The organism is Butyrivibrio sp. FCS014 (assembly GCF_000526935.1).
Taxonomy (GTDB): domain Bacteria; phylum Bacillota; class Clostridia; order Lachnospirales; family Lachnospiraceae; genus Butyrivibrio.
On record NZ_JAHA01000007.1, the window covers coordinates 213,409 to 232,415 of the forward strand.

General features: G+C 43.2%; 17 protein-coding genes. 14 read left to right on the forward strand and 3 right to left on the reverse strand.

Going from position 1 to position 19,007, the window contains the following annotated elements:
• Positions 1–59: 59 nt before the first annotated feature.
• Together T456_RS0107425 and T456_RS0107430 are read left to right on the forward strand one after the other, a co-directional pair.
• Positions 60–830 carry an ATP-binding protein gene (locus T456_RS0107425; RefSeq protein ID WP_024865578.1) on the forward strand — a complete coding sequence of 257 codons (771 nt, stop codon included), beginning with the start codon at positions 60–62 and terminating at the stop codon, positions 828–830.
• 81 nt (positions 831–911) lie between these two features.
• The gene (locus tag T456_RS0107430) at positions 912–1,859 is read left to right on the forward strand and encodes an L-lactate dehydrogenase (protein ID WP_024865579.1); all 948 of its coding nucleotides are present in this window, start codon (positions 912–914) and stop codon (positions 1,857–1,859) included.
• Positions 1,860–2,037: 178 nt separating this feature from the next.
• Here the strand turns inward: T456_RS0107430 and tnpA are convergent, their stop codons facing one another.
• Complete coding sequence (tnpA, locus tag T456_RS0107435) at positions 2,038–2,523, reverse strand: IS200/IS605 family transposase (RefSeq protein WP_024865580.1); 486 nt, start codon at positions 2,521–2,523, stop codon at positions 2,038–2,040.
• A 96-nt stretch (positions 2,524–2,619) separates the two neighbouring features.
• On the opposite strand from tnpA, the gene T456_RS0107440 reads away from it, so the two are divergent.
• The 11 genes from T456_RS0107440 (at position 2,620) to T456_RS0107490 (ending at position 10,296) form a co-directional block, all read left to right on the forward strand.
• Positions 2,620–4,023 (forward strand): RNA-guided endonuclease InsQ/TnpB family protein, encoded by a 1,404-nt coding sequence (locus T456_RS0107440; RefSeq protein ID WP_024865581.1) that lies wholly within the window; start codon positions 2,620–2,622, stop codon positions 4,021–4,023.
• Positions 4,024–4,131: 108 nt separating this feature from the next.
• Positions 4,132–4,281, forward strand: a complete 150-nt coding sequence (locus tag T456_RS0107445) for a hypothetical protein (RefSeq protein ID WP_242835889.1) — start codon at positions 4,132–4,134, stop codon at positions 4,279–4,281.
• Positions 4,282–4,418: 137 nt separating this feature from the next.
• A complete protein-coding gene (locus tag T456_RS0107450; protein ID WP_024865583.1) occupies positions 4,419–5,147 on the forward strand; it encodes a DUF134 domain-containing protein in 729 nt (242 codons plus the stop codon).
• A gap of 68 nt (positions 5,148–5,215) precedes the next feature.
• Positions 5,216–5,872: a C39 family peptidase gene (locus T456_RS0107455; protein WP_024865584.1), complete on the forward strand. Its 657-nt coding sequence runs from the start codon at positions 5,216–5,218 to the stop codon at positions 5,870–5,872.
• A 40-nt stretch (positions 5,873–5,912) separates the two neighbouring features.
• Positions 5,913–6,665 carry a spermidine synthase gene (locus tag T456_RS0107460; protein ID WP_155838040.1) on the forward strand — a complete coding sequence of 251 codons (753 nt, stop codon included), beginning with the start codon at positions 5,913–5,915 and terminating at the stop codon, positions 6,663–6,665.
• A gap of 69 nt (positions 6,666–6,734) precedes the next feature.
• The gene (locus T456_RS0107465) at positions 6,735–6,953 is read left to right on the forward strand and encodes a hypothetical protein (RefSeq protein ID WP_024865586.1); all 219 of its coding nucleotides are present in this window, start codon (positions 6,735–6,737) and stop codon (positions 6,951–6,953) included.
• A gap of 23 nt (positions 6,954–6,976) precedes the next feature.
• Positions 6,977–7,456, forward strand: a complete 480-nt coding sequence (locus T456_RS0107470) for a hypothetical protein (protein WP_024865587.1) — start codon at positions 6,977–6,979, stop codon at positions 7,454–7,456.
• Positions 7,457–7,471: 15 nt separating this feature from the next.
• Positions 7,472–7,933 (forward strand): HD domain-containing protein, encoded by a 462-nt coding sequence (locus tag T456_RS0107475; protein ID WP_024865588.1) that lies wholly within the window; start codon positions 7,472–7,474, stop codon positions 7,931–7,933.
• A 150-nt stretch (positions 7,934–8,083) separates the two neighbouring features.
• On the forward strand, positions 8,084–9,628 hold the full coding sequence (cutA, locus tag T456_RS0107480) for a divalent cation tolerance protein CutA (protein ID WP_024865589.1): 1,545 nt from the start codon (positions 8,084–8,086) through the stop codon (positions 9,626–9,628).
• Positions 9,618–9,947: a divalent-cation tolerance protein CutA gene (gene cutA, locus T456_RS0107485; RefSeq protein ID WP_024865590.1), complete on the forward strand. Its 330-nt coding sequence runs from the start codon at positions 9,618–9,620 to the stop codon at positions 9,945–9,947. The genes cutA (T456_RS0107480) and cutA (T456_RS0107485) overlap by 11 nt, the downstream gene beginning before the upstream one ends.
• Complete coding sequence (locus tag T456_RS0107490) at positions 9,940–10,296, forward strand: divalent cation tolerance protein CutA (protein ID WP_024865591.1); 357 nt, start codon at positions 9,940–9,942, stop codon at positions 10,294–10,296. Before cutA (T456_RS0107485) ends, T456_RS0107490 begins: the two co-directional genes overlap by 8 nt.
• Positions 10,297–10,354: 58 nt before the next feature.
• Here the strand turns inward: T456_RS0107490 and T456_RS0107495 are convergent, their stop codons facing one another.
• On the reverse strand, positions 10,355–14,533 hold the full coding sequence (locus T456_RS0107495; RefSeq protein ID WP_024865592.1) for a C2 family cysteine protease: 4,179 nt from the start codon (positions 14,531–14,533) through the stop codon (positions 10,355–10,357).
• Positions 14,534–14,583: 50 nt separating this feature from the next.
• Positions 14,584–16,017 (reverse strand): GGDEF domain-containing protein, encoded by a 1,434-nt coding sequence (locus T456_RS21150; protein WP_024865593.1) that lies wholly within the window; start codon positions 16,015–16,017, stop codon positions 14,584–14,586.
• A 295-nt stretch (positions 16,018–16,312) separates the two neighbouring features.
• On the opposite strand from T456_RS21150, the gene T456_RS22760 reads away from it, so the two are divergent.
• The gene (locus T456_RS22760) at positions 16,313–18,997 is read left to right on the forward strand and encodes an ATP-binding protein (protein WP_197026868.1); all 2,685 of its coding nucleotides are present in this window, start codon (positions 16,313–16,315) and stop codon (positions 18,995–18,997) included.
• Positions 18,998–19,007 lie beyond the last annotated feature (10 nt).

Genomic DNA, 19,007 nt, shown 5'->3' on the forward strand with positions numbered 1-19,007 from the left:
AGTATATTATACTGACACCATCAGAACAAGGTTAAAGCTAAGAACAGAGAGGTTTAAAGATGGTAAGAAAGATAATAAAGATCGACGAAGAAAAGTGCAATGGATGTGGTATTTGTGCCAGTGCATGCCACGAAGGGGCTATTGATATTGTGAACGGAAAAGCAAAGCTGGTAAGAGAGAACTTTTGCGATGGATTTGGTGACTGTTTACCGGGATGTCCTATGGGAGCGATCTCTTTTGAAGAAAGGGAAGCGCCTGCTTATGATGAAGCAGCTGTAAAGGCAGCGCAGGAAAAGAAAGGAATTGTAAAAGATATACATCAGTGCGAGAACAAGATGATGAATGAAATGGAACAACATGCCGCCGGGCATGGATGCCCGGGATCAAGGTTTATGCAGCTTCAGAGTGCTTCTCAGGGCAACGACGATCTCAGTCAGGACATGATTTCAAGAATGAGCACTCATCCATCAAGATTAATGCAATGGCCATGCCAGATAAAACTTCTTCCAACACAGGCTGGTTTCTATAATGGGGCTAAACTCCTCATTGCAGCTGACTGCACAGCATACGCCTATGCAAACATGCATGAGGAATTTATGAAGGGCAAAGTTACAATGATAGGATGCCCAAAGCTGGATGATGGCGACTACACAGAAAAACTGACAGAAATCATATCAAATAACGATATCGCCAGCGTGACCATAGTAAGGATGGAAGTTCCATGCTGCGGAGGACTCCAGAGGGCCGCAGAGAATGCTATTAAGAACAGTGGAAAGTTCCTTCCCTGGCAGGTTGTAACCATCTCTCGTAACGGAGAGGTACTTGATTAAATTTCCCAATAAACATTTTTTTGCGTAAGATTCAGATAAATGAGTTTATACTTAATATAATGGAAGATAAGGAGGCACACTATGGCAACATTAAACGAAAGAAAAGTAGCAGTAGTAGGTTGTGGATTTGTTGGCTCGGCATCAGCATTTGCCCTTATGGAAAGCGGGCTTTTTTCCGAGATGGTGCTGATAGATGTGAATAAAGAGAAGGCTGAGGGGGAAGCTCTTGATATAAGTCACGGACTTCCTTTTGCAAAGCCAATGCAGATATATGCCGGTGATTATAAAGATGCAGGGGATGCTGCTGTTGTAGTTGTTACGGCAGGTGCGGGACAGAAACCCGGTGAGACCAGGCTTGATCTCGTTAAAAAGAATGTAGGCATCTTTAAGTCTATTATTCCTGAGATTGCAAAGTACAACAAAGATGGAATACTTCTTATCGTGGCGAATCCGGTTGATATTCTTACATATGCCGCAGTCAGGTTCAGTGGATTTCCTGAAAACAGGGTGTTTGGTTCGGGAACAGTTCTTGATACAGCCAGATTCAAATATCTTCTGGGTGAACATTTGAATGTGGACAGCCGTTCAGTGCACGCATTTATTATAGGTGAGCATGGGGACAGTGAGATAGCAGCATGGAGCAGTGCAAATGTCTCAGGGATTCCAATTCATGATTTCTGTGAGATGAGGGGGCATTTCGAACATGAAAAAGCCATGAAAGAGATTGCTGAAAATGTTAAGAACAGCGCCTATGGGATCATTGAGAAAAAAGGTGCTACCTATTACGGAATTGCCATGAGTGTAAGACGTATCTGTGAAGCTATAATACGTGATGAAAAATCAGTTTTGCCTATATCGAGCATGCAGCATGGTGAAAACGGCATTGATGGAGTTGCACTCAGCATGCCTGCAATTGTCGGAAGAGGTGGAGTTGAAGGTTCTGTGCCGATCAGACTTAGTGAGCAGGAAAAAGAGGCATTGATGAAGTCATCGGAGACTCTGAAAGCAGTAATTAACGAATCGCTTTGAAGTTCATGTGTGGAGTGATGAGAGTTTATCTTCCAGGCAATTAAGATCCATTGCGGAAGTTGATCACAACAAAACACGATTTTGAAGTCATCTGGCGTATAAAACTGTCAGATGACTTTTTTATAAATTACGTGCGAGAAAACCCTTTCCGATGAAGTCGGTTGCGGGATGAATCGCACTAGCTTTTCTTTTTGTACTTCCCGGTCTTAATGTATTTGCGTTTGTGTTCTTCCGTTCGCTGATCTTCAATGTATTTCTTAACAGTATCAAGTGAAACGCTCCCGGTGGTAGCGCAAAAGTAACTTGCGCTCCAGAAGGGAGAATCTCCCCACAGATACTTTTCTACATGTGTTCTATATGTGCTTCTTACTTCCTTGGATAATTGCGATTTTAATGAGTTGATGAGTTTTACAGGTGCCACATCAGGTGGCATGGAGATCAAAAGATGCATGTGATCTACGTCTGTCTCTGCTGAAATGAGCTCACTGTTCATGCGTCCACAGAGGTAAGCTGCGTAATCCTTCATGAAATCACCGATCTCATCTGTGATCACTTTCTTTCTGTACTTAGTCACAAAGATCACATGGTAAGTAAGCTTGTATACGGAATGTGAACCTCGTCTATAGTCGTCAAGGTTTTCTGATCTTGATACTGATTTCTCCATAAAACTTCCCTTCATCTAAATAGAACAGATGTTTGCCTGTTTCTGAAATATATGCTATAATACTTACTATAGAATACTACTAAGGAATTTACAACCGTGTACAGAACAAGGCAATACAGGATAAGCAAAAACCACATACTCTATGACTACTGCAGGGATATCTGCAGATCATCTGCCGTTCTGTACAACAGGGCAAATTTCATCTTAAGGCAGTATTCGTCATCGGTTGATTCAATGGCCGAGTTTAAGCCTCTTTTTCCGAATCAGATGATAGTGTACAGACTTGTAAGGGAGAATCTTTCCGGGACCAAATATCTCGGGGACAGCAAATGGCTCTCATATAATGCCCTTGATCATCTGCTAAAGGTAACAAGAGATAAGTCATACTATGCCCTGCCGTCTCAGGCTAATCAGCAGATATTAAAGCTCCTTCTGCGGGACTATAAGTCTTTCTTTGAAGCTGTAAAGGCATATGGCAGGGATCCCGAGGCTTTCACCGGTCGTCCCAGGATGCCGGGATATATGTCACAGGGCTCGTTCAAAACAGCCATCCTGACTAATCAGATCTGCAGGATCAAGGATGGCTGCCTTAAGTTTCCGGGTACAAAGGATAAGCTGTCTCTTGGCAAGCTACCTGGAGAAATAACTCTTAAGGAAGTACGTATAAAGCCTGGCGGAAACAGCTTTGTTCTGGATGTGGTTCTTTCCGTAGCTGATAAAGGGATAATTCCTTTGGCTGATAAGGATATCCTCTCTGAGCTCTCCAAGGTAGAAGATATTAAAGGCCTGAGGGTAATGTCGATAGATCCCGGGACAGACAACATGGTGGCTGTAGCCAACACTTTTGGTGCAAGACCATTTGTGATAAAGGGAGGGGTGATCAAGTCGATCAACCAGTTTTACAACAAAGAGATGAAAAGGCTCTCTTCTTGTGCCATGACCTGTAACAACAGGTACAGGACAAGGAAGATGAATGCTCTTACTGAAAAGAGGAACAGGAGGATAAAGGATCAGTTCCATAAGGTGAGCAGACAGCTTGCAGACTATGCAAGGGATAACAACGTAGACATAGTTGTGATGGGGCATAATACATACCAGAAGCAGGAAATAGGTATTGGACATGTCAATAACCAGAACTTTGTGCAGATACCAATGCTGATATTTGCAGACATGCTCAGATACAAACTTGCTGAATATGGTATAAGGTTTGTCCTTACGGAAGAAAGCTACACATCAAAGGCAGACTACCTTGCAAAAGACTATATCCCTGTGTATAAAAGGAATGCGAAAGAGAACTTCGCTTTTTCAGGAAAGCGGATACACAGAGGACTTTACAGGCACTACGATGGTACAATAACAAATGCAGACATAAATGGAGCTGCAAATATCTTAAGGAAAGTATTCCCAAAGGTAAACCAATGGGATAGGGGCATAGTGGACATGCCCTGTTCTGCAGGCTGCGTAGAGCATCCTGCAGGTTCATGCCGCCCTGCGGCATAACAGAAACCCTTTCCGACGTGGAGCCGGTGAGGGTAGTTCATTGGGACTTTGATCTTTGGAACAGGGATGTGCTTTGGACTTAGCGTCTTTGGAACAGGAGTAATTTTCATGGTAATTGGGGTGCTTCTTGGAATAGTAGGTGCTGCTGTCTGTATCATCAACTATCCTTTATACAAAATGCTCCTTAAAAAGGGCAAGGAAAAATATGCCTTTGAAATTCTGGAACTTGCCAAAGAGATAACAGGCGAAGCACAATGAAGCATACCAGTGCTACTTTCGGATGGAGAACATTAAAAGAGTATTTGGCGGAGTAAAAACGCGTATATTGACATATGTCAGAAAAGGAACTATATTAAATACTGACATATGTCAATTTTGATTAATGGAGAGCAGGTATGCCAAGAACGCCCAAGAGCAGAAGAATATTACGCTTCCCGGATTATTACAGCTTTATTCCCGAGGAAACAGAGGCAGAAAACTTAGAAACAATACTGCTGTCTCTTGATGAATATGAGACCATAAGGCTTTTGGATTATGAGAAGCTTAATCAGGAAGAATGCGCTTCGAGGATGGGGGTTGCCAGAACCACGGTGACTGCCATGTATGAGAATGCCAGGAAGAAGCTCATCACTGCTATTGTTGAAGGCAGGAGACTTGCCATTACCGGAGGAAATGTCGAAATTGACAGGGAGAGAAATCTCTTAAAAGTTAGGATGAATGAAAAAGGAGATAATTCAATGAGAGTAGCAGCTACTTATGACAATGGTAATGTTTTCGGACATTTCGGAAGAACAGAGCAGTTCAAGGTTTATGATATTGAGGATGGCAAAGTCGTAAATTCACAGATCCTCGGAACAAACGGAGAGGGCTGCGGCGCACTTGCAGGAATTTTAAATATCGCAAAGGTTGATGCCCTTATTTGCGGAGGAATCGGCGGAGGAGCCCAGAGAGCACTTCAGGAAGCCGGAATTAAGCTTTATGCAGGTGTAAGCGGAAGTACAGATGATGCTGTAGATGCTTTGATCGCAGGAACTCTTGATGCAAGCGGTGAAGCTAACTGCGATCATCACGGACATGAGCATGGCGAGGGACATTCATGCGGACATGGCGGATGCCACCACTGATGAACTCTATTGAGTTCCAGCAACTGGATAGTATAGCTTTCACGAGCAGTTATCAAAATGGAGGCTCAATGAAAAGGATATTTCAAATTTTAGGCCTTGTTTTATGCGGAATAATCATTGTGGCATTCATAGCTTTGTTTGTCTGCCGCGTTAGGACAGTGCTGACTCAGGATGATTACGCATCAGTATTTACAGACCCTAAGTATGAGAAGGCCTTAAAAATCGATAATGTAGAAGTTATTAAACAGCATGTCTCATGTGGCTATGCTGTCATTGAGATGTTCTCCGCATGGAATGGAGGAACTGTAACAGAAGACAGTCTGTATGATGAATATGGAACCGTAGTTACATCCACGGGAAACAAGTTCTGTAAGGAGATGAACAAGCAGTTTCCCGAATACAAAACAGAAATTCACAAGTACATGAAGAACACTGAGTTCATTGATATCATGTATGACACTTTGGCTTCGGGAAAACCTGTTCCTTTCGAGTGGGCGGCTTTGTATGGGGATGAGTGGACACTGCACTATTCCTTGATCATCGGAGCAGATATTCCCCATGATAAAATCACTGTGGCAAACCCTTATGGCTACTATGAGGAACTTACATTAGACGAATTGTTGAATAGAACCAGCTTCCGTAGTTATGAGAAGATGCCTCTTTTCATGAAAATGGCTTTTGCAATTGGCTTGTTTGAAAAGAATACGATTTTTTCAATTCGATGATGGCATATTGGAGGGAGACGTAAAAAAGGACCCGGAGAACATGGCGACAATATCAGATATTTCCCTGTTAAACAAGCTTCGGCTTTATATCAGCCCCAAGACCATCTACAGATCGGAAGACGGTCTTATTTCCATCAAAGATGCCATGGAAAACAGGCGGCCTGTCAGAGTCCTTTACGTTGATGACATCCGGGAATCCGGAATTTACCTGGATCAGGGCATGGACAGTGATCCGCTGTTTTTCTATATGCAGACCTTAAAAGAGCTGGCTCTTTTCCATGAGGGAATCAGGAATGCGCTGCTTATCGGTGGTGGCGGTATGTCTTTTCCCAGGTATTATCTAAACTGTATCCCGGAAGGACATATAGATGTGGTCGAGAAGGACAGCAGGTTTATCGATCTTGCTAAGAAGTATTTCTTTTTTGAAGAGGATGAGAGAGTAAAGATTCGCATCGCTGACGGCGCGGAATTCATATCCAAGACAGCAACAGCAAACGCAACGATATTAAACGGAAAAGGGCTGAAACAGTACGACTTCATTGTCTTCGATGCATTCAACGGAAACAGGCCGCCGCGAGAGCTCTTTTCCGAGGGAGTATTAAAGCTGACTAAGCAGATATTGAGCGGCGAAGGCATACTTGCACTAAACATGATCAATGAAAAACCTGACGTCATATCAATGCAGACCCACCTGACTCAGGCGGTGCTGAAGAATATCTTTAAAAATACCAGAATAATTAACTGCCCTATGGGGTGGAACTGTATTCTGCTGGCGTCAGACAGAAACCTTTGAGCAATTTATATAGACGGTTAAGTGGTATAATCTATTTGATATGACAATTAACTTTGGAGGAGGTACAAAATGGGAGACATTGCTGAAATCATCAAAAAAATCAATGGAAACAAAGAGCTTATGGCGCAGATCGCAAAGGCTGATCCTAAGCAGGGAGTGGAGCTTCTCAAGAAAGCCAACATTGACGTTTCCGAAGACGATATCAAGAAAGTTCAGGCAGCAGTAGCCGATGGAAAACTTGATCTTGGCGATCTCAAGAACCTGGCAGGCAGTTTGTTCAAAAAGTAATAGGCAGAAGAAGGACCGGGACAATGAGCGACATTTGGGAAATACTGCACAAACCTGACACGGTCGTGTTCTTCGATATCGATGGGACACTTACCAGCTACAATTACGGCAAACACCACGCGCACCATGAGCTGGATGGCACACCGGAGTTTCGGGATGTAAATATCTATGCTGACTGTAAGAGGCTTAAGCCGCTTTACGACTATATCAGTGGCCATGATGTTAACAGACTCTTTTGCATATCCAGAGAGCCGCACGGCCATGAAGCCTGGAAGTCAGAGATGGTGGAGAAGCTTTATGGCATTCCTGCATCGCACTGCTTTTATGCTCTTGAAGCCAAAGAGAAGCCGCAGATTGTCATGAACAAGGTAAAAGAGCTGTTTCCGGATATTCCACCGGAATCAGTGGTTCTCATGGATGACAATGACGACACTCTTGGGATGTATATGGCCGAAACTCCGTTCTGCACTGCGCATCCAATGATTTTCATGGAGCATCTTTAAGAGGAGGTGAACCCAGTGAGTCGGTTAAAAGAACTGAGAGTTTACGTAGACAAGAAACTTAACAAGATTGAAGATGAAGATAAGCGCATCAGCGCAGCGGCTCATTTGTATGGTGTGTCACTGGCTGCGCAGATTCTGGCCAAAAAGAGAGGGCTTGATAGCGAGCTTGCCGCTATGGCCGGAATGCTTCATGACATGCATGCTTATAAGACCGGTTCGTATGACGATCATGCGCATCTTGGGGCGGAGCTTGCCCGAAAGATACTCGGAAAGCTGGAGCTCACTACTCAGGAGGAGACTGATATCATCTGCTCGGCAATCTACCACCACGATGATAAGGCTGCGATAGACGGCCCTATGGATGAACTGCTCAAGGACGCCGACGTTATCGATCATTGTTTCAAGGATGCATCAAAGCCTGTAAAAGAAAAAGAGCAGAAGCGATACGACGCCCTATGTAAGGAACTTGGTCTGTAAATTTGATGCATGTTGCGATGGATGCTTAATGATAAAATTTACGATTTCTTATGTGATTGCTATAATTTAAGCAGTAGCATCCGTATGGAAAAAGACTTTGTGTTGTAGTAAAGCTTGTACTTTTTATGATTTATCTTAAGGAAGACCTATATGCAGATATATGATGTTTTTCTGAGTTATCGAAGAGATGACAAACAATATGCATCAGGTATATATGAAGAGCTTACACGTTGTGGGATAAAGGTTTTTTGGGATTATAACAGTCTGGAAAATGGAGATTATAGTGAGGATATACGAGTTGCTATAGAGAACTGTAATAATTTCATCCTTCTTGTAAGAGAAAATACTTTTGACAGGTGCGTTAATGAAGATGATTGGATTTTGCGAGAAGTAAAAGACGCCCTTACACATAAGAAAAATATAGTCCCCTTATTTCTGGGCGAATTAATGGCATTTCCTGATAATATTCCGGAAGCTATAATTGATATAACGAAGTTTAATGGACTACCAAGGTTTGATTATAAGAACAGTGATCATCTAAAAAAACTGATAACCCGTTTTCTTAGTAAGGATGCGGTATATAGCAAGGATGATGATTTTGAAATTGAAGGAAATGTTCTTGTCAAATGTCTAAAACAGTCATTGCATATCACGATACCTGATGGGGTTACTACTATTGCTGAAAATGCTTTTAGTAATTGTACCTTGATTAAATCGGTAGCATTTTGTGACACATTAGAGGTGATTGAAAAAAGTGCATTTCAACGCTGTAATCAATTAGACTATATTGAACTTCCACCAAAAATCAAGGTTCTGAAGAAGAGGGTATTTTATAGATGTCAGCACTTAAAAAGTATAAAGCTGCCCGACGAATTGGAACAAATAGAAGAACAGGCCTTTGCGTTCTGTAATTCAATAAAGCAAATTAGTTTTTCATCGAAAATCGCTAATGTAGACGTAACAGCATTCGAGGAGTGTACATCTCTCGAAAACATAAGTGTTGCCTCTGATAATGCTTCATTTATGTCTATAGATGGTGTTTTATTTGACAAAGCATGTGAAAGACTTATAAAATGTCCGGCTTCTAAACGCGGGTATTACGTAATTCCCGGTACGGTTCGTGTGATTGGGAGATACTCATTTTCAAACTCTCAATTAAAGTGCATAAGTTTTAGTGGAACAGTTGATAAAATTGAGAACTATGCTTTTTCCTATTCACTGATTAAAAAAATAGAATATCCCTATGATACATTGCCTGATGAAGTTGAAAGATTGGCTTTTCTTGGAAGCGAGAGCATTAAAGATAATCCATTTCCCAGTGAACAAAAGGAAGCAATCAACGCAGGACGTATAAAAGAAAGATTGGTTTTATATGAGTATGTGATGATTAAAACCTCTTTTGAATCAGAAGAAGAAGCTTATAACATGGTAAAGATGCTATTGGCAAACGGATTAATAGTTTCCGGACAAATCAAAGAGCATAGGGCAGTTTATAGATGGGAGGGTGAAATATGCGATGAAAATGAATTCGAACTGTTATGTTTTACCAGAGGTTTGCTTTATGAAGAGGTGGAAAGATACATATTAGAACATCATTCGTATGATTGCCCTGAGATATTGTGCTTTCCAATCATAAATACGAGTGTATCATTTGGACAATGGATTTTGGAGGGGACAAATAGAAATGAAGAATGAGGAAACTTTTTGCATAGTACTAACAACATTTGAATCAGAAGAACAGGCTGATAAGATTTCTGAAGAGATCATAAAGAATAAACTTGCAGCATGTATACAGTACATTCCCATCAAAAGCAGATACTTCTGGGATGGCAAGGTATGCAAGGATTCAGAAGTTCTGGTGTTATTTAAGACAAGAGACGACTTGTATGAGAATCTAAAGGAGAAAATTGTTCAGTTACACCCGTATGATGTTCCGGAAGTGATTAAAGTCGATATAAGCGATGGGACAGAAGATTATTTGGGGTGGATAAAAGAGGTAACTCAACATGGATAATAATTTATTTGAAATGTTTGAAAACTACAAAATCGTCGTTTATATTCCGAAAAGCGACTCCAATCAAATTATCGAAAGATTACTTGATCAAAACCTTAATAAAATAGGCAATTACTATAATTGTGTGTCATGGTCAAATGTCAGATCAACATGGATGCCTATAGGGGAGGCAAATCCATACATTGGAGAAAAGAATAAAAGAAGTTTCGAGGATGAAGTAAGATTAGAATTAGTATGTAAGAGAGAGGATGTCAAACGGATAGTAGAACAGATTAAAAAGATACATCCTTATGATGAAGCTGAAATTGACATTATACCCATTTTTACCAAGGATGATTTTTTGCGCTGAAATATAGCTTCCTTCAGTGAATTTAGAAAGCCCGGCCGTGAAGGTCGGGCTCTCTTTTTCACCATTTTTCTTCTTCCACCTTTGTGTGGACTTCCTTAATAGCCTTGGCGGCATCTTTGAGCTCCCACCAGCAGGTGCCCAGGAACCCCTGTTTCAGATCCCGGGAAAGATTTCGAATCTTAAAATGCTGAGTGAGCGTAGATCCGAGGGCATATTCGGACTTTTCTATCTGTCCGTTTACGGTCTTATATTCTTCCCTGAAAACATTGAATGGATCCCTTATAAGAACAAACCACTTCCCGTTGTGCAGTTTCGTATCGAGGGCACTCATGCAGTGGCCATCGTTTTCAATGGCCAAAGCCCGGCCTTTCCCGGTCTCTTCTCTCACAAGCCGAAGGATGGCCAGTTCGTCCTGAGTATAGATGTTGCCGGGATTGAGCATCATATAGTTCTTGACTGAATTCTGCAAAGCCTTGTTCTGATCTTCATCGTTGGGTCCAAGATCATTGATCAGTTTAGTCTTCATATTGATTATGTTATCGACTTTCTTCTTAAGGGATTCCTGTTCCCCTTTAGCCTGTTCCCCGGCGTTTTTGGGCTTCAAAAGCTTATCGAGCTCTTTGTTAATGGTTTTAAGAGACATATAGCCTTGAGGGACCTTGCTCACCTTTTCGCCGGGAGTTTTTATGTTCCTGATAATGGTGTTGGTAAGAGCTTTTATTCTTTCTTCACTCTTGTCATAACGCTTTTTTATGGTACTGATGAATGCATTTACATCTTTGTCTGTCAGTCCTCCTGTGGCCTTTAGCTTAGCCATCTTGTCCTCAAAGTCTTCCATTTCCTTATTGGTAGTAAATTCGGTTAAAGTTTTGCGTACTGCTTCACGTATTATTTTCTCTTCAAAGTTGACATCAAGTTCTCCGCTTTCTATCGCCTGCTTTTTGAGAGCCTGTAAATGGAAGTAAATCATGCTGCCGACTTTTGCGTCAATTCCTCTGGTCAAAAGAGCTATCTGCATAGTCTTGCGCTTTGTATTGCGTTCGATTTCCGATTGCTCCATGGTTATTGTGGCCATCTTGCTGGTGTAGGTCGTTTGATATTTTTCACCGGTCAGCTGGGCAAGAGCAGCTCTTGTTTTACCATCCGTAAGCTCTTTATTCATGTTAAGAAGCTCACCGTCTTCAGCAATCTCAGCGACCCCGGCGTTAAATCCTGCTGCAGCATAGGCTTTTTCCAGAAGCTGCACCCACATTGAGTCAGTATTCTGTGCATCGCCCGTGGCATATTGCTTTCTGACTTTTACATAAACAGGCCGCAGGTTGTAATTATTTATTTTCTCCGAGTCATCTATCCTTCTAAATGCCTCAATGCCATTAGAATCAGTCACTTTACCAAATGGCGCATAAAACCTTACAACGACATTCCCGTCTCCAAGATCATGAAACATATCCCTGATTGCCTGCGGGTTGTCAAACACAACCTTCTGTACAGCTGACAGCAGATAACAATCCCCGGTAATTCCCTGCTTAATATCATTAAGATTGGGCTCATGCGGGAAAAGAGGCAGAAACTGCATGTTACTTTCCTTCATGTCGCTGCCTGTGTAAGTATCTTTGGTGTAAATGGATTTGGACTCCCTTACGAGCCGAAGTTCCTCATCCTTCATGAAACTGGAGAGATTACCATTACCCAGTTTGCCCAGATCCTTGTAGGCTTTCATGATGGTGTTGCATAGATCCGGATATTTTGCCATGGTTTTGATATCTGACATCATCTGTTCGGTTCCGGATCTGAAGGTGTCAAGAAATGCATGTTCCATTTCAAAGGTATCGCTGTTGACAATACCACGGACCTTCGTATAGTGAGAAAGAGCTTCTACCGCCTCCTTAAGGTACGGGGGATAATCTTCATTATCGGCCATGTGCTGGCGGATGCCGGCATAATGATCAGCCAATGCCGTCTTCATTGGATCTTTGAAATACTTATTCAGTTCTACAACAGGAGCTACGGTTCCGTCTCCGTGGGTTATGGTATGTGAAACGCCCTGATTTCCGAAGGCTTCAATACCGTCAGGAAGCTGACTTAGCTTGTTTTTGGACTCCTGATACCTGACTTTGCCATGGTCATTGGTTTTGGGCTTACTGAAGATCCAGCCGAAGAACCTTGTGATTCCGGAATAGAAACTTCTTACGAATTGTTTCTTCCAGCTATCCTGCTTTCTGTTGGAATTTCTGGCCCATTCCTCCTGGAAAAGATAATGTGATGCCGTGGCCTTCAGATCATCCAGGTTACGATTGTCCTTTTCAACGCCTAAGCGCATTCTCTGCAGCCTATCCTGTGCATTTAATACTGTAGCCTGAAGTTCCCCCTTCTTTTCGATAAGGGGAACAAGTTCCTTCACTTCAGTTTGCAGATCATTTATCTCTTTATCAGTAAGCTCTTTTTGCGTGAGAGCTTCTTCAACATCTTTTCGCCTTCTGCTTATCCATAAATACTCAGCCTGAAAAGCAACGCTTTTGAAATTGAAAAACTCATCTGCATCGCCAAGGATAGTCTGCCGCTCAACATTGAGCTGCATGATTTTTTGGGCATTATCATAGATCGAATAATCAGAGAACTTATCGCCTGACAGAGTCAGCATCATGTCCTTGATCTTCTCACGAACAGCTTCTTTTTCCTTCTCAGTTACCTTGTCTTTTAACTTAAGATCGCTGCGGCCTGCCTTATTTGATTCTTTTACAAGCGCTGTCATAGCAGAGGCGTTTTCCGGCATTAGTTTACCGTTGCGGAGTTTATCCACCATACGCATACCGGATTTATAGGCTGAAAGGGCAGATTCATACTTAAGCTGTGCTTCCTTGCGCTTTGCTGCAGTAATTTTGGAGGTCTTCATAAAGCCGTCTGCAGTGATATTGCAAACAGACAGAACTGCCTTCTTCAATTCGATAAGAGGCGCACTTAAACTTACCACCTGATCCACGACTGCAATATCCCTGTAATTGTGCTCCAGATAGTAGAAGTTTTTGTGATCGATCTTATCTGCGGTAAAACTTTCTATAAACTGCAGCTGATCAAGAATCGATGTAACAGAGCTTCCGGCCTGTTCCACTTTGTCCGGAAGTTCAAGAGGTCTGATACCTTTCCTTGCCCGATGGAAAAGAGTTTTCTCGTTCTTCCCGAGCTGTTCCCCGATTGGCTTGTTTTTATCAACCTTATCTAAATGCTTTGAAAGGCCATATTGCCGGATTTCCTCGTCACGCTCTATGAGTTTGTCCTGCACTTTGAGCTGCTCATCGGTAACTATACTTGTCTGCAGATTGCCGCATAGTTTTTCGAGATTTTTATTCAGCTCATTAACACCGTATTCGGTCAGGGCCTTCAAGCCGCCTTTGGCGAGCCAAAGCTGGCTTTTCAGTCTGCGCTTTTCTGCAGAGTCGCCCGGCCCTGCATTAACTGAAAGCTCTCTGTTTTCGTGGGTCAGATAATAAGGGTTGGTCAGAACAACCTTCATGAGACGATAGTAATTTACAAGGCCGCCTGCTTCGCCTATCTTTTTCTCGACCATCGCCTTTGATTCATCATTCAGTTGATTATAAATATCCCTGTAATCCGTAAGGATCCCTATGATCGAATCGTATTGAATGCAAAGAGATTCCAGGAACGGAGCATTCTTTGAAAGTTTTTTATCTGTGGAAAGGTCAAGATTATCAAAAGAAATACCCAGAAATGCATTTAACACTTCCTTAAGCATTTGCTTTGGATCTGCTGTTCTGTTCAGCCATGCGTTGGTCAGGGAAGTGTTTTTGGTCTTACTTTTACCGTAAAGAAGTGCAATGGGCTTAAGATCGTTCTTTGAGACGCGGCGCTTTTTGGCCATTGAAGCGCAGAGCTTATCTGCCTGAATCGGAATACCTTCCTGTGCATCCAGAATTCTCTGGGCGTTTTCATTCTTTTTGTATATCTCGGACTGCGGATTATTAAAACTATGCAGCCTTTGTTCAGGAGTCAGTTTGTCCTTATAGGTCTTGCCTGCAACAAACTCCATTTCCAGTTTTTGAGGAAGAATGGCATTTGTTTTGGCACGGATTCCATGAAAATAGTCCAGACTGGCTAAATTCTTATCTTCCTGTGTCTGAGCCGCAGCATAGTTTCCGTCATGGAGCTGACGGTATTCCTGCTGGGTGAGTTTTTTGGTTTCCTTGTTGTTTTCGTCAAAATAGAAATAATTAGTGTCCATAATTAAAAAACCTTGCTATCAGATTCTCCGGATGCGGCATGTCCTTTTGCTTACCGGAAATTCAAGGCGCTTCCATCTATCTTTTTACTCTCATATACACCGCTGTCCGCCAGTTTGTAGAGCTCTTCAAAGGAGCGCTTCTCACTGCCTATAAAGAACACGGCACCGGCGCTGACACATATTTTTTTGCCCTCAAGTTCCGGAATATCCATCTTGGCAATTTCTTTAAAGAGCCGGTCCATTACAACTCTGCCGGACTCTTCGTCATTAAGATTCATAACATATACGGCATACTCATCACCGCCCAGACGGAAGATGATATCTTCATCCCTGAAGGTGATCTTAAGCACATCTGCAATTTTGCGAAGTACCTTATCGCCCACGCTGTGCCCTAATTCGTCGTTGATCTCCTTAAACTTGTCGACATCCAGAAGGCAGAGCATTCCCGCTTTATTGTTTGCCATGGCATCGATAACTTTCCGTTCGCCGCTGCCACGGTTCAGAATACCGGTCATCATATCGGTGCTGGCAAGGATCTCAAGATTCTGGCGCTCTTTTGCCGATGCCACAATGTCGTCTACGTTTTTGAAACCGGCCAGCATATCGCTGTTGGGAATATTGGCGTTGATGAGGATATATGTGAACTGATAATAGTGGACCTCGCCTTTATCCATGACACGGTAACTGGAAACGTACTCCGAATTCTCTGCAAGTTTGCTGTTGATGGTGGCCAGAGAGATGGCATCATACATCCACTCCTGATCCTCGGAATACACGCGATCCTTCACGTATTGTTTATAAAGTACGTCGTAGGGATATACCTTATCACCGGCACCTTCCATACCTTTTGTGACATAGCCGTCAAGTTTTAAGATCACCACATCACCTGTCTTGGGATTGATCTTGAAGATATTGTAGTAGTCGCGGCTTAAGGTCTCCACGATATCCAGCTGTTCCCTTAAATAGCGCTTATCGTCGATATGCTTGCGAATGGATTTATCAATGTCCCTGAATGCCAGGATAAAATCATCAGTTTCTCCGGGCTGCCCGGCAAGCGCGAATGCCATCTGATGATAGGACATATTCCCGTCATCACTAAGACGCATATAATCAAGGGTAAACACATCTCCGTCTTTGACCCTTGAAAATACCACATCCATTTTCACATCACGCTGGATGCTCTCAATGCTGTTTACTACGTAGCGGTCTACGTATTCTTCGATAAAACGGTCATAATTATCAAACCGTAGTCCCAGTTCCACCGCATAACGATTGGTATTCTCTCCGGTGGAGCGGTACAGATACATCTTCTTTGTATTGGAATTTACGACCCAGATCGTATGATACTCTTTTCCGATTCCTGTAATGATACCGGTCAGACGACTGATCCGGGCATTAAAATCTTCAACCAGACTGCGCTGTTCTTCAGGATAATTCGATGGATCGAGCAATTCGTTTTCTTTGATTACTAATTCTGATTGCATATTCCCTCCTGCGAGAATATTCCGACATGTGCAAATTGTCACTATACAACAAAATTTTACACTAATAAAAGCGTATAGACATTAACATTAATGAAAATTTTAGAAAGATTTCCGTATTAGTTTAAAACGAGAGAAAATATAGTTTACCGCCTGATATTTGCGCATAAGGGAAAAGATCCGGATAATCTGAAAAAAGTATAACCTTTCTGCCTTGAAAACGGTTTGGTGCACATTTTGTGATATTATATTGTTAACACCATGCCGTTTTATTTTACTGCAAACCGGAGGGCAGAGGGTGAAACGAGGGCTGATAATAACAATAAATCTTTTGATAATGGGTTTCATTCTGATCCTCATCATCGGGTATGCGAATACAAAGGCTACGGAGAGCAACAAAAACGAGATCATCGCCTTTGAAAAGATGACCGTGACCACCAATCAGATTATTGCCAACTACCTTGAGGATGAGCAGCATCTTTGCGATACATGGGCGGAGTATATCAATCATTCTGCGCAGGAAGGCGCTACCATGACCCTAGATGAGGCTATAGCCTATATAAGGAAGGCCAAGACAACTCCCGAGATCCAGGCACACCTGATCCTTGCTGATACTCCGAACAGGGAAGGAATCTCAACCAATTCCAAAGTATCCGATCCCGACGTCTATAATGTTTCCTACAAGAATATAAAAATCTTTGACACCATCAACGACGAGGCTGATTCCACCGGTGCTGTCAATATTACGCGTGCCTACACAAATCCCCTGAACGGTGTTCAGTCCATTGGTTTTTTTAACTATGTGACTGTTCTTGATGACGAAGGCGGGCAGCACAACGGGCTCCTGATGCGCGTTGTTCCCATAAGCAGTCTCGAGCAGAAGCTTGTTTTCCTCAAGGGCGAGTACGAGAATGTGGAGATAAGCATCATCGACAGGGACGGCAATTATGTGGTCCACGGCAAATCCTTTAAGAACAGCAATTTCTTTGAGTATTACAAGTCCTACAATACCGCTACAGCGGATGAATATCAGAGTGTGACAAAAGAGATAGCGACCGGCACAGGCAGCATGGCAATCAGGAACTTCAAGGGTGAGGACTGCATTTTGTCTTACACACCCCTGGAGACTATGTCTACGTGGGTCCTTCTTGCTTATATTCCGGCAAAAGACCTGGTGGCTAACCGCCAGATAGACTGGCTGCTTCTTGGGATAGCGTCCCTTGGCTTTCTGGCTCTTTTGATATTCAATTCCTCTGTAATGATGAATTATAATCACCGGCTATCTGAGGCTGCCCAGCAGGCCAATCAGGCCAACGAGGCCAAGTCCTATTTCCTCTCCACCATGTCCCATGACATCCGTACTCCCATGAATGCCATACTGGGCCTTAATGAGATGGTTCTCAGGGAGTCAGGAGATGACAGTATCAGAATGTATTCTGAGAGCATAAGGTCTGCGGGCAATACGCTTCTTGGCATCATCAATGACATTCTGGATTTCTCCAAGATAGAAGCCGGAAAGATGGAGCTGATCAACGTGGATTACAGCTTTGCTTCCCTTCTCAATGACCTTGTAAACATGGTGCAAAAGAAGGCAGAGGACAAGGGCCTTGCCTTTACCCCCGATATAGACAAAAACATACCCTCGACCCTTAACGGAGACGAGATCAGGATCAAGCAGGTCATCATCAACATTCTTTCAAACGCCGTAAAATACACCAATCAGGGATCGGTAACCCTGTCAATCCATGCAGACAGGCTTCAGGATAAGCCGGATACAGTAAGGCTAAGGGTCAGCGTTGCAGACACCGGCATAGGCATAAAACCGGAAGACCTTGGCCGATTGTTCGTTGCTTTTGAGCGTATTGAGGAAAAGAAGAACAGAAATATCGAGGGTACCGGCCTTGGTATGGCGATCACCCAGCGGTTTCTGGATATGATGGGGAGTCGTCTTGAGGTCGAGAGCGAATACGGCAAGGGCTCCGTTTTTTCCTTTGAGCTGGAGCAGAAGGTTGTCAGCTGGGATCCTATAGGAGACTTTGAGGAGGCTTTCAGAAATTCGCTCCGGGAGCGCAAGAATTACCGGGAGAAGTTCACGGCACCTGACGCAAGAGTACTTGTGGTTGATGACACAGCTGTCAATCTTACGGTGTTTGTGAACCTGCTAAAGCGCACAGGACTTCAGATCGATACTGCACAGAGTGGTGATGAGGGCATAGCTCTTTTTACTAAGAAGCACTATGATGTCATCTTCCTGGATCATATGATGCCGGATAAAGACGGTATAGAGACCCTAAAGGAGATGAAGACAATGACCGATACTTCTAATATATTGACTCCGGTGATCTGTCTTACCGCCAATGCCATATCCGGTATGCGTGAAATGTACACAAATGCGGGATTTGACGACTATCTCACAAAGCCCATCGATGTGGAGAAGCTGGAATCCATGCTTCTGCAGTATCTGCCAAAGGATAAGGTGACCATGTCGGCTGACGGGGATGGCGAAGGTGATGCTTTGGGTGGCCCCGGCGAAAGCGGCAGCTCTGTTTCTGATGGTGCCGTTGATGCTGCTGCGGATGGCGAAGACGAGCTGGCGCTTCCGGAATTTCTTTTCCATATTAAGGCGCTGGATCTTAACGCAGGCCTCAACTACTGCGGCGATGCCGAGGACTACGTGGAGACCTTAAGAATGTATCTGGACAGCGCGGAAAAGAAGGCCAAAGAGATCGAAAAATACTGGGCAGAAGGAGATTTAAAGAATATTACCATTAAGATTCATGCCCTGAAGAGTTCGTCCCGTTCCATCGGCGCACTGGAGCTTGGAGAACTGGCCGCAAGGCTTGAGAAAGCCGGAAATGACGGCGATACACAGACTCTGGGAAAAGAGCTTGCGAAGCTGCTTTCAGAGTACAGACAGCTGGCAGGGGCTCTGGAACCCCTGGATAGGCGGCATGAGCCGGATGCTGATAATGATAACCTTTGATCGGAGGTAA

Excerpts from the sequence above, each read along its gene's own strand:
- T456_RS0107425 (WP_024865578.1), top strand. The coding sequence starts at position 60 with ATGGTAAGAAAGATAATAAAGATCGACGAAGAAAAGTGCAATGGATGT.
- T456_RS0107430 (WP_024865579.1), top strand. The coding sequence starts at position 912 with ATGGCAACATTAAACGAAAGAAAAGTAGCAGTAGTAGGTTGTGGATTT.
- tnpA (WP_024865580.1), bottom strand. The coding sequence starts at position 2,523 with ATGGAGAAATCAGTATCAAGATCAGAAAACCTTGACGACTATAGACGA.
- T456_RS0107445 (WP_242835889.1), top strand. The coding sequence starts at position 4,132 with ATGGTAATTGGGGTGCTTCTTGGAATAGTAGGTGCTGCTGTCTGTATC.
- T456_RS0107450 (WP_024865583.1), top strand. The coding sequence starts at position 4,419 with ATGCCAAGAACGCCCAAGAGCAGAAGAATATTACGCTTCCCGGATTAT.
- T456_RS0107455 (WP_024865584.1), top strand. The coding sequence starts at position 5,216 with ATGAAAAGGATATTTCAAATTTTAGGCCTTGTTTTATGCGGAATAATC.
- T456_RS0107460 (WP_155838040.1), top strand. The coding sequence starts at position 5,913 with ATGGCGACAATATCAGATATTTCCCTGTTAAACAAGCTTCGGCTTTAT.
- T456_RS0107465 (WP_024865586.1), top strand. The coding sequence starts at position 6,735 with ATGGGAGACATTGCTGAAATCATCAAAAAAATCAATGGAAACAAAGAG.
- T456_RS0107470 (WP_024865587.1), top strand. The coding sequence starts at position 6,977 with ATGAGCGACATTTGGGAAATACTGCACAAACCTGACACGGTCGTGTTC.
- cutA (WP_024865589.1), top strand. The coding sequence starts at position 8,084 with ATGCAGATATATGATGTTTTTCTGAGTTATCGAAGAGATGACAAACAA.
- cutA (WP_024865590.1), top strand. The coding sequence starts at position 9,618 with ATGAAGAATGAGGAAACTTTTTGCATAGTACTAACAACATTTGAATCA.
- T456_RS0107490 (WP_024865591.1), top strand. The coding sequence starts at position 9,940 with ATGGATAATAATTTATTTGAAATGTTTGAAAACTACAAAATCGTCGTT.
- T456_RS0107495 (WP_024865592.1), bottom strand. The coding sequence starts at position 14,533 with ATGGACACTAATTATTTCTATTTTGACGAAAACAACAAGGAAACCAAA.
- T456_RS21150 (WP_024865593.1), bottom strand. The coding sequence starts at position 16,017 with ATGCAATCAGAATTAGTAATCAAAGAAAACGAATTGCTCGATCCATCG.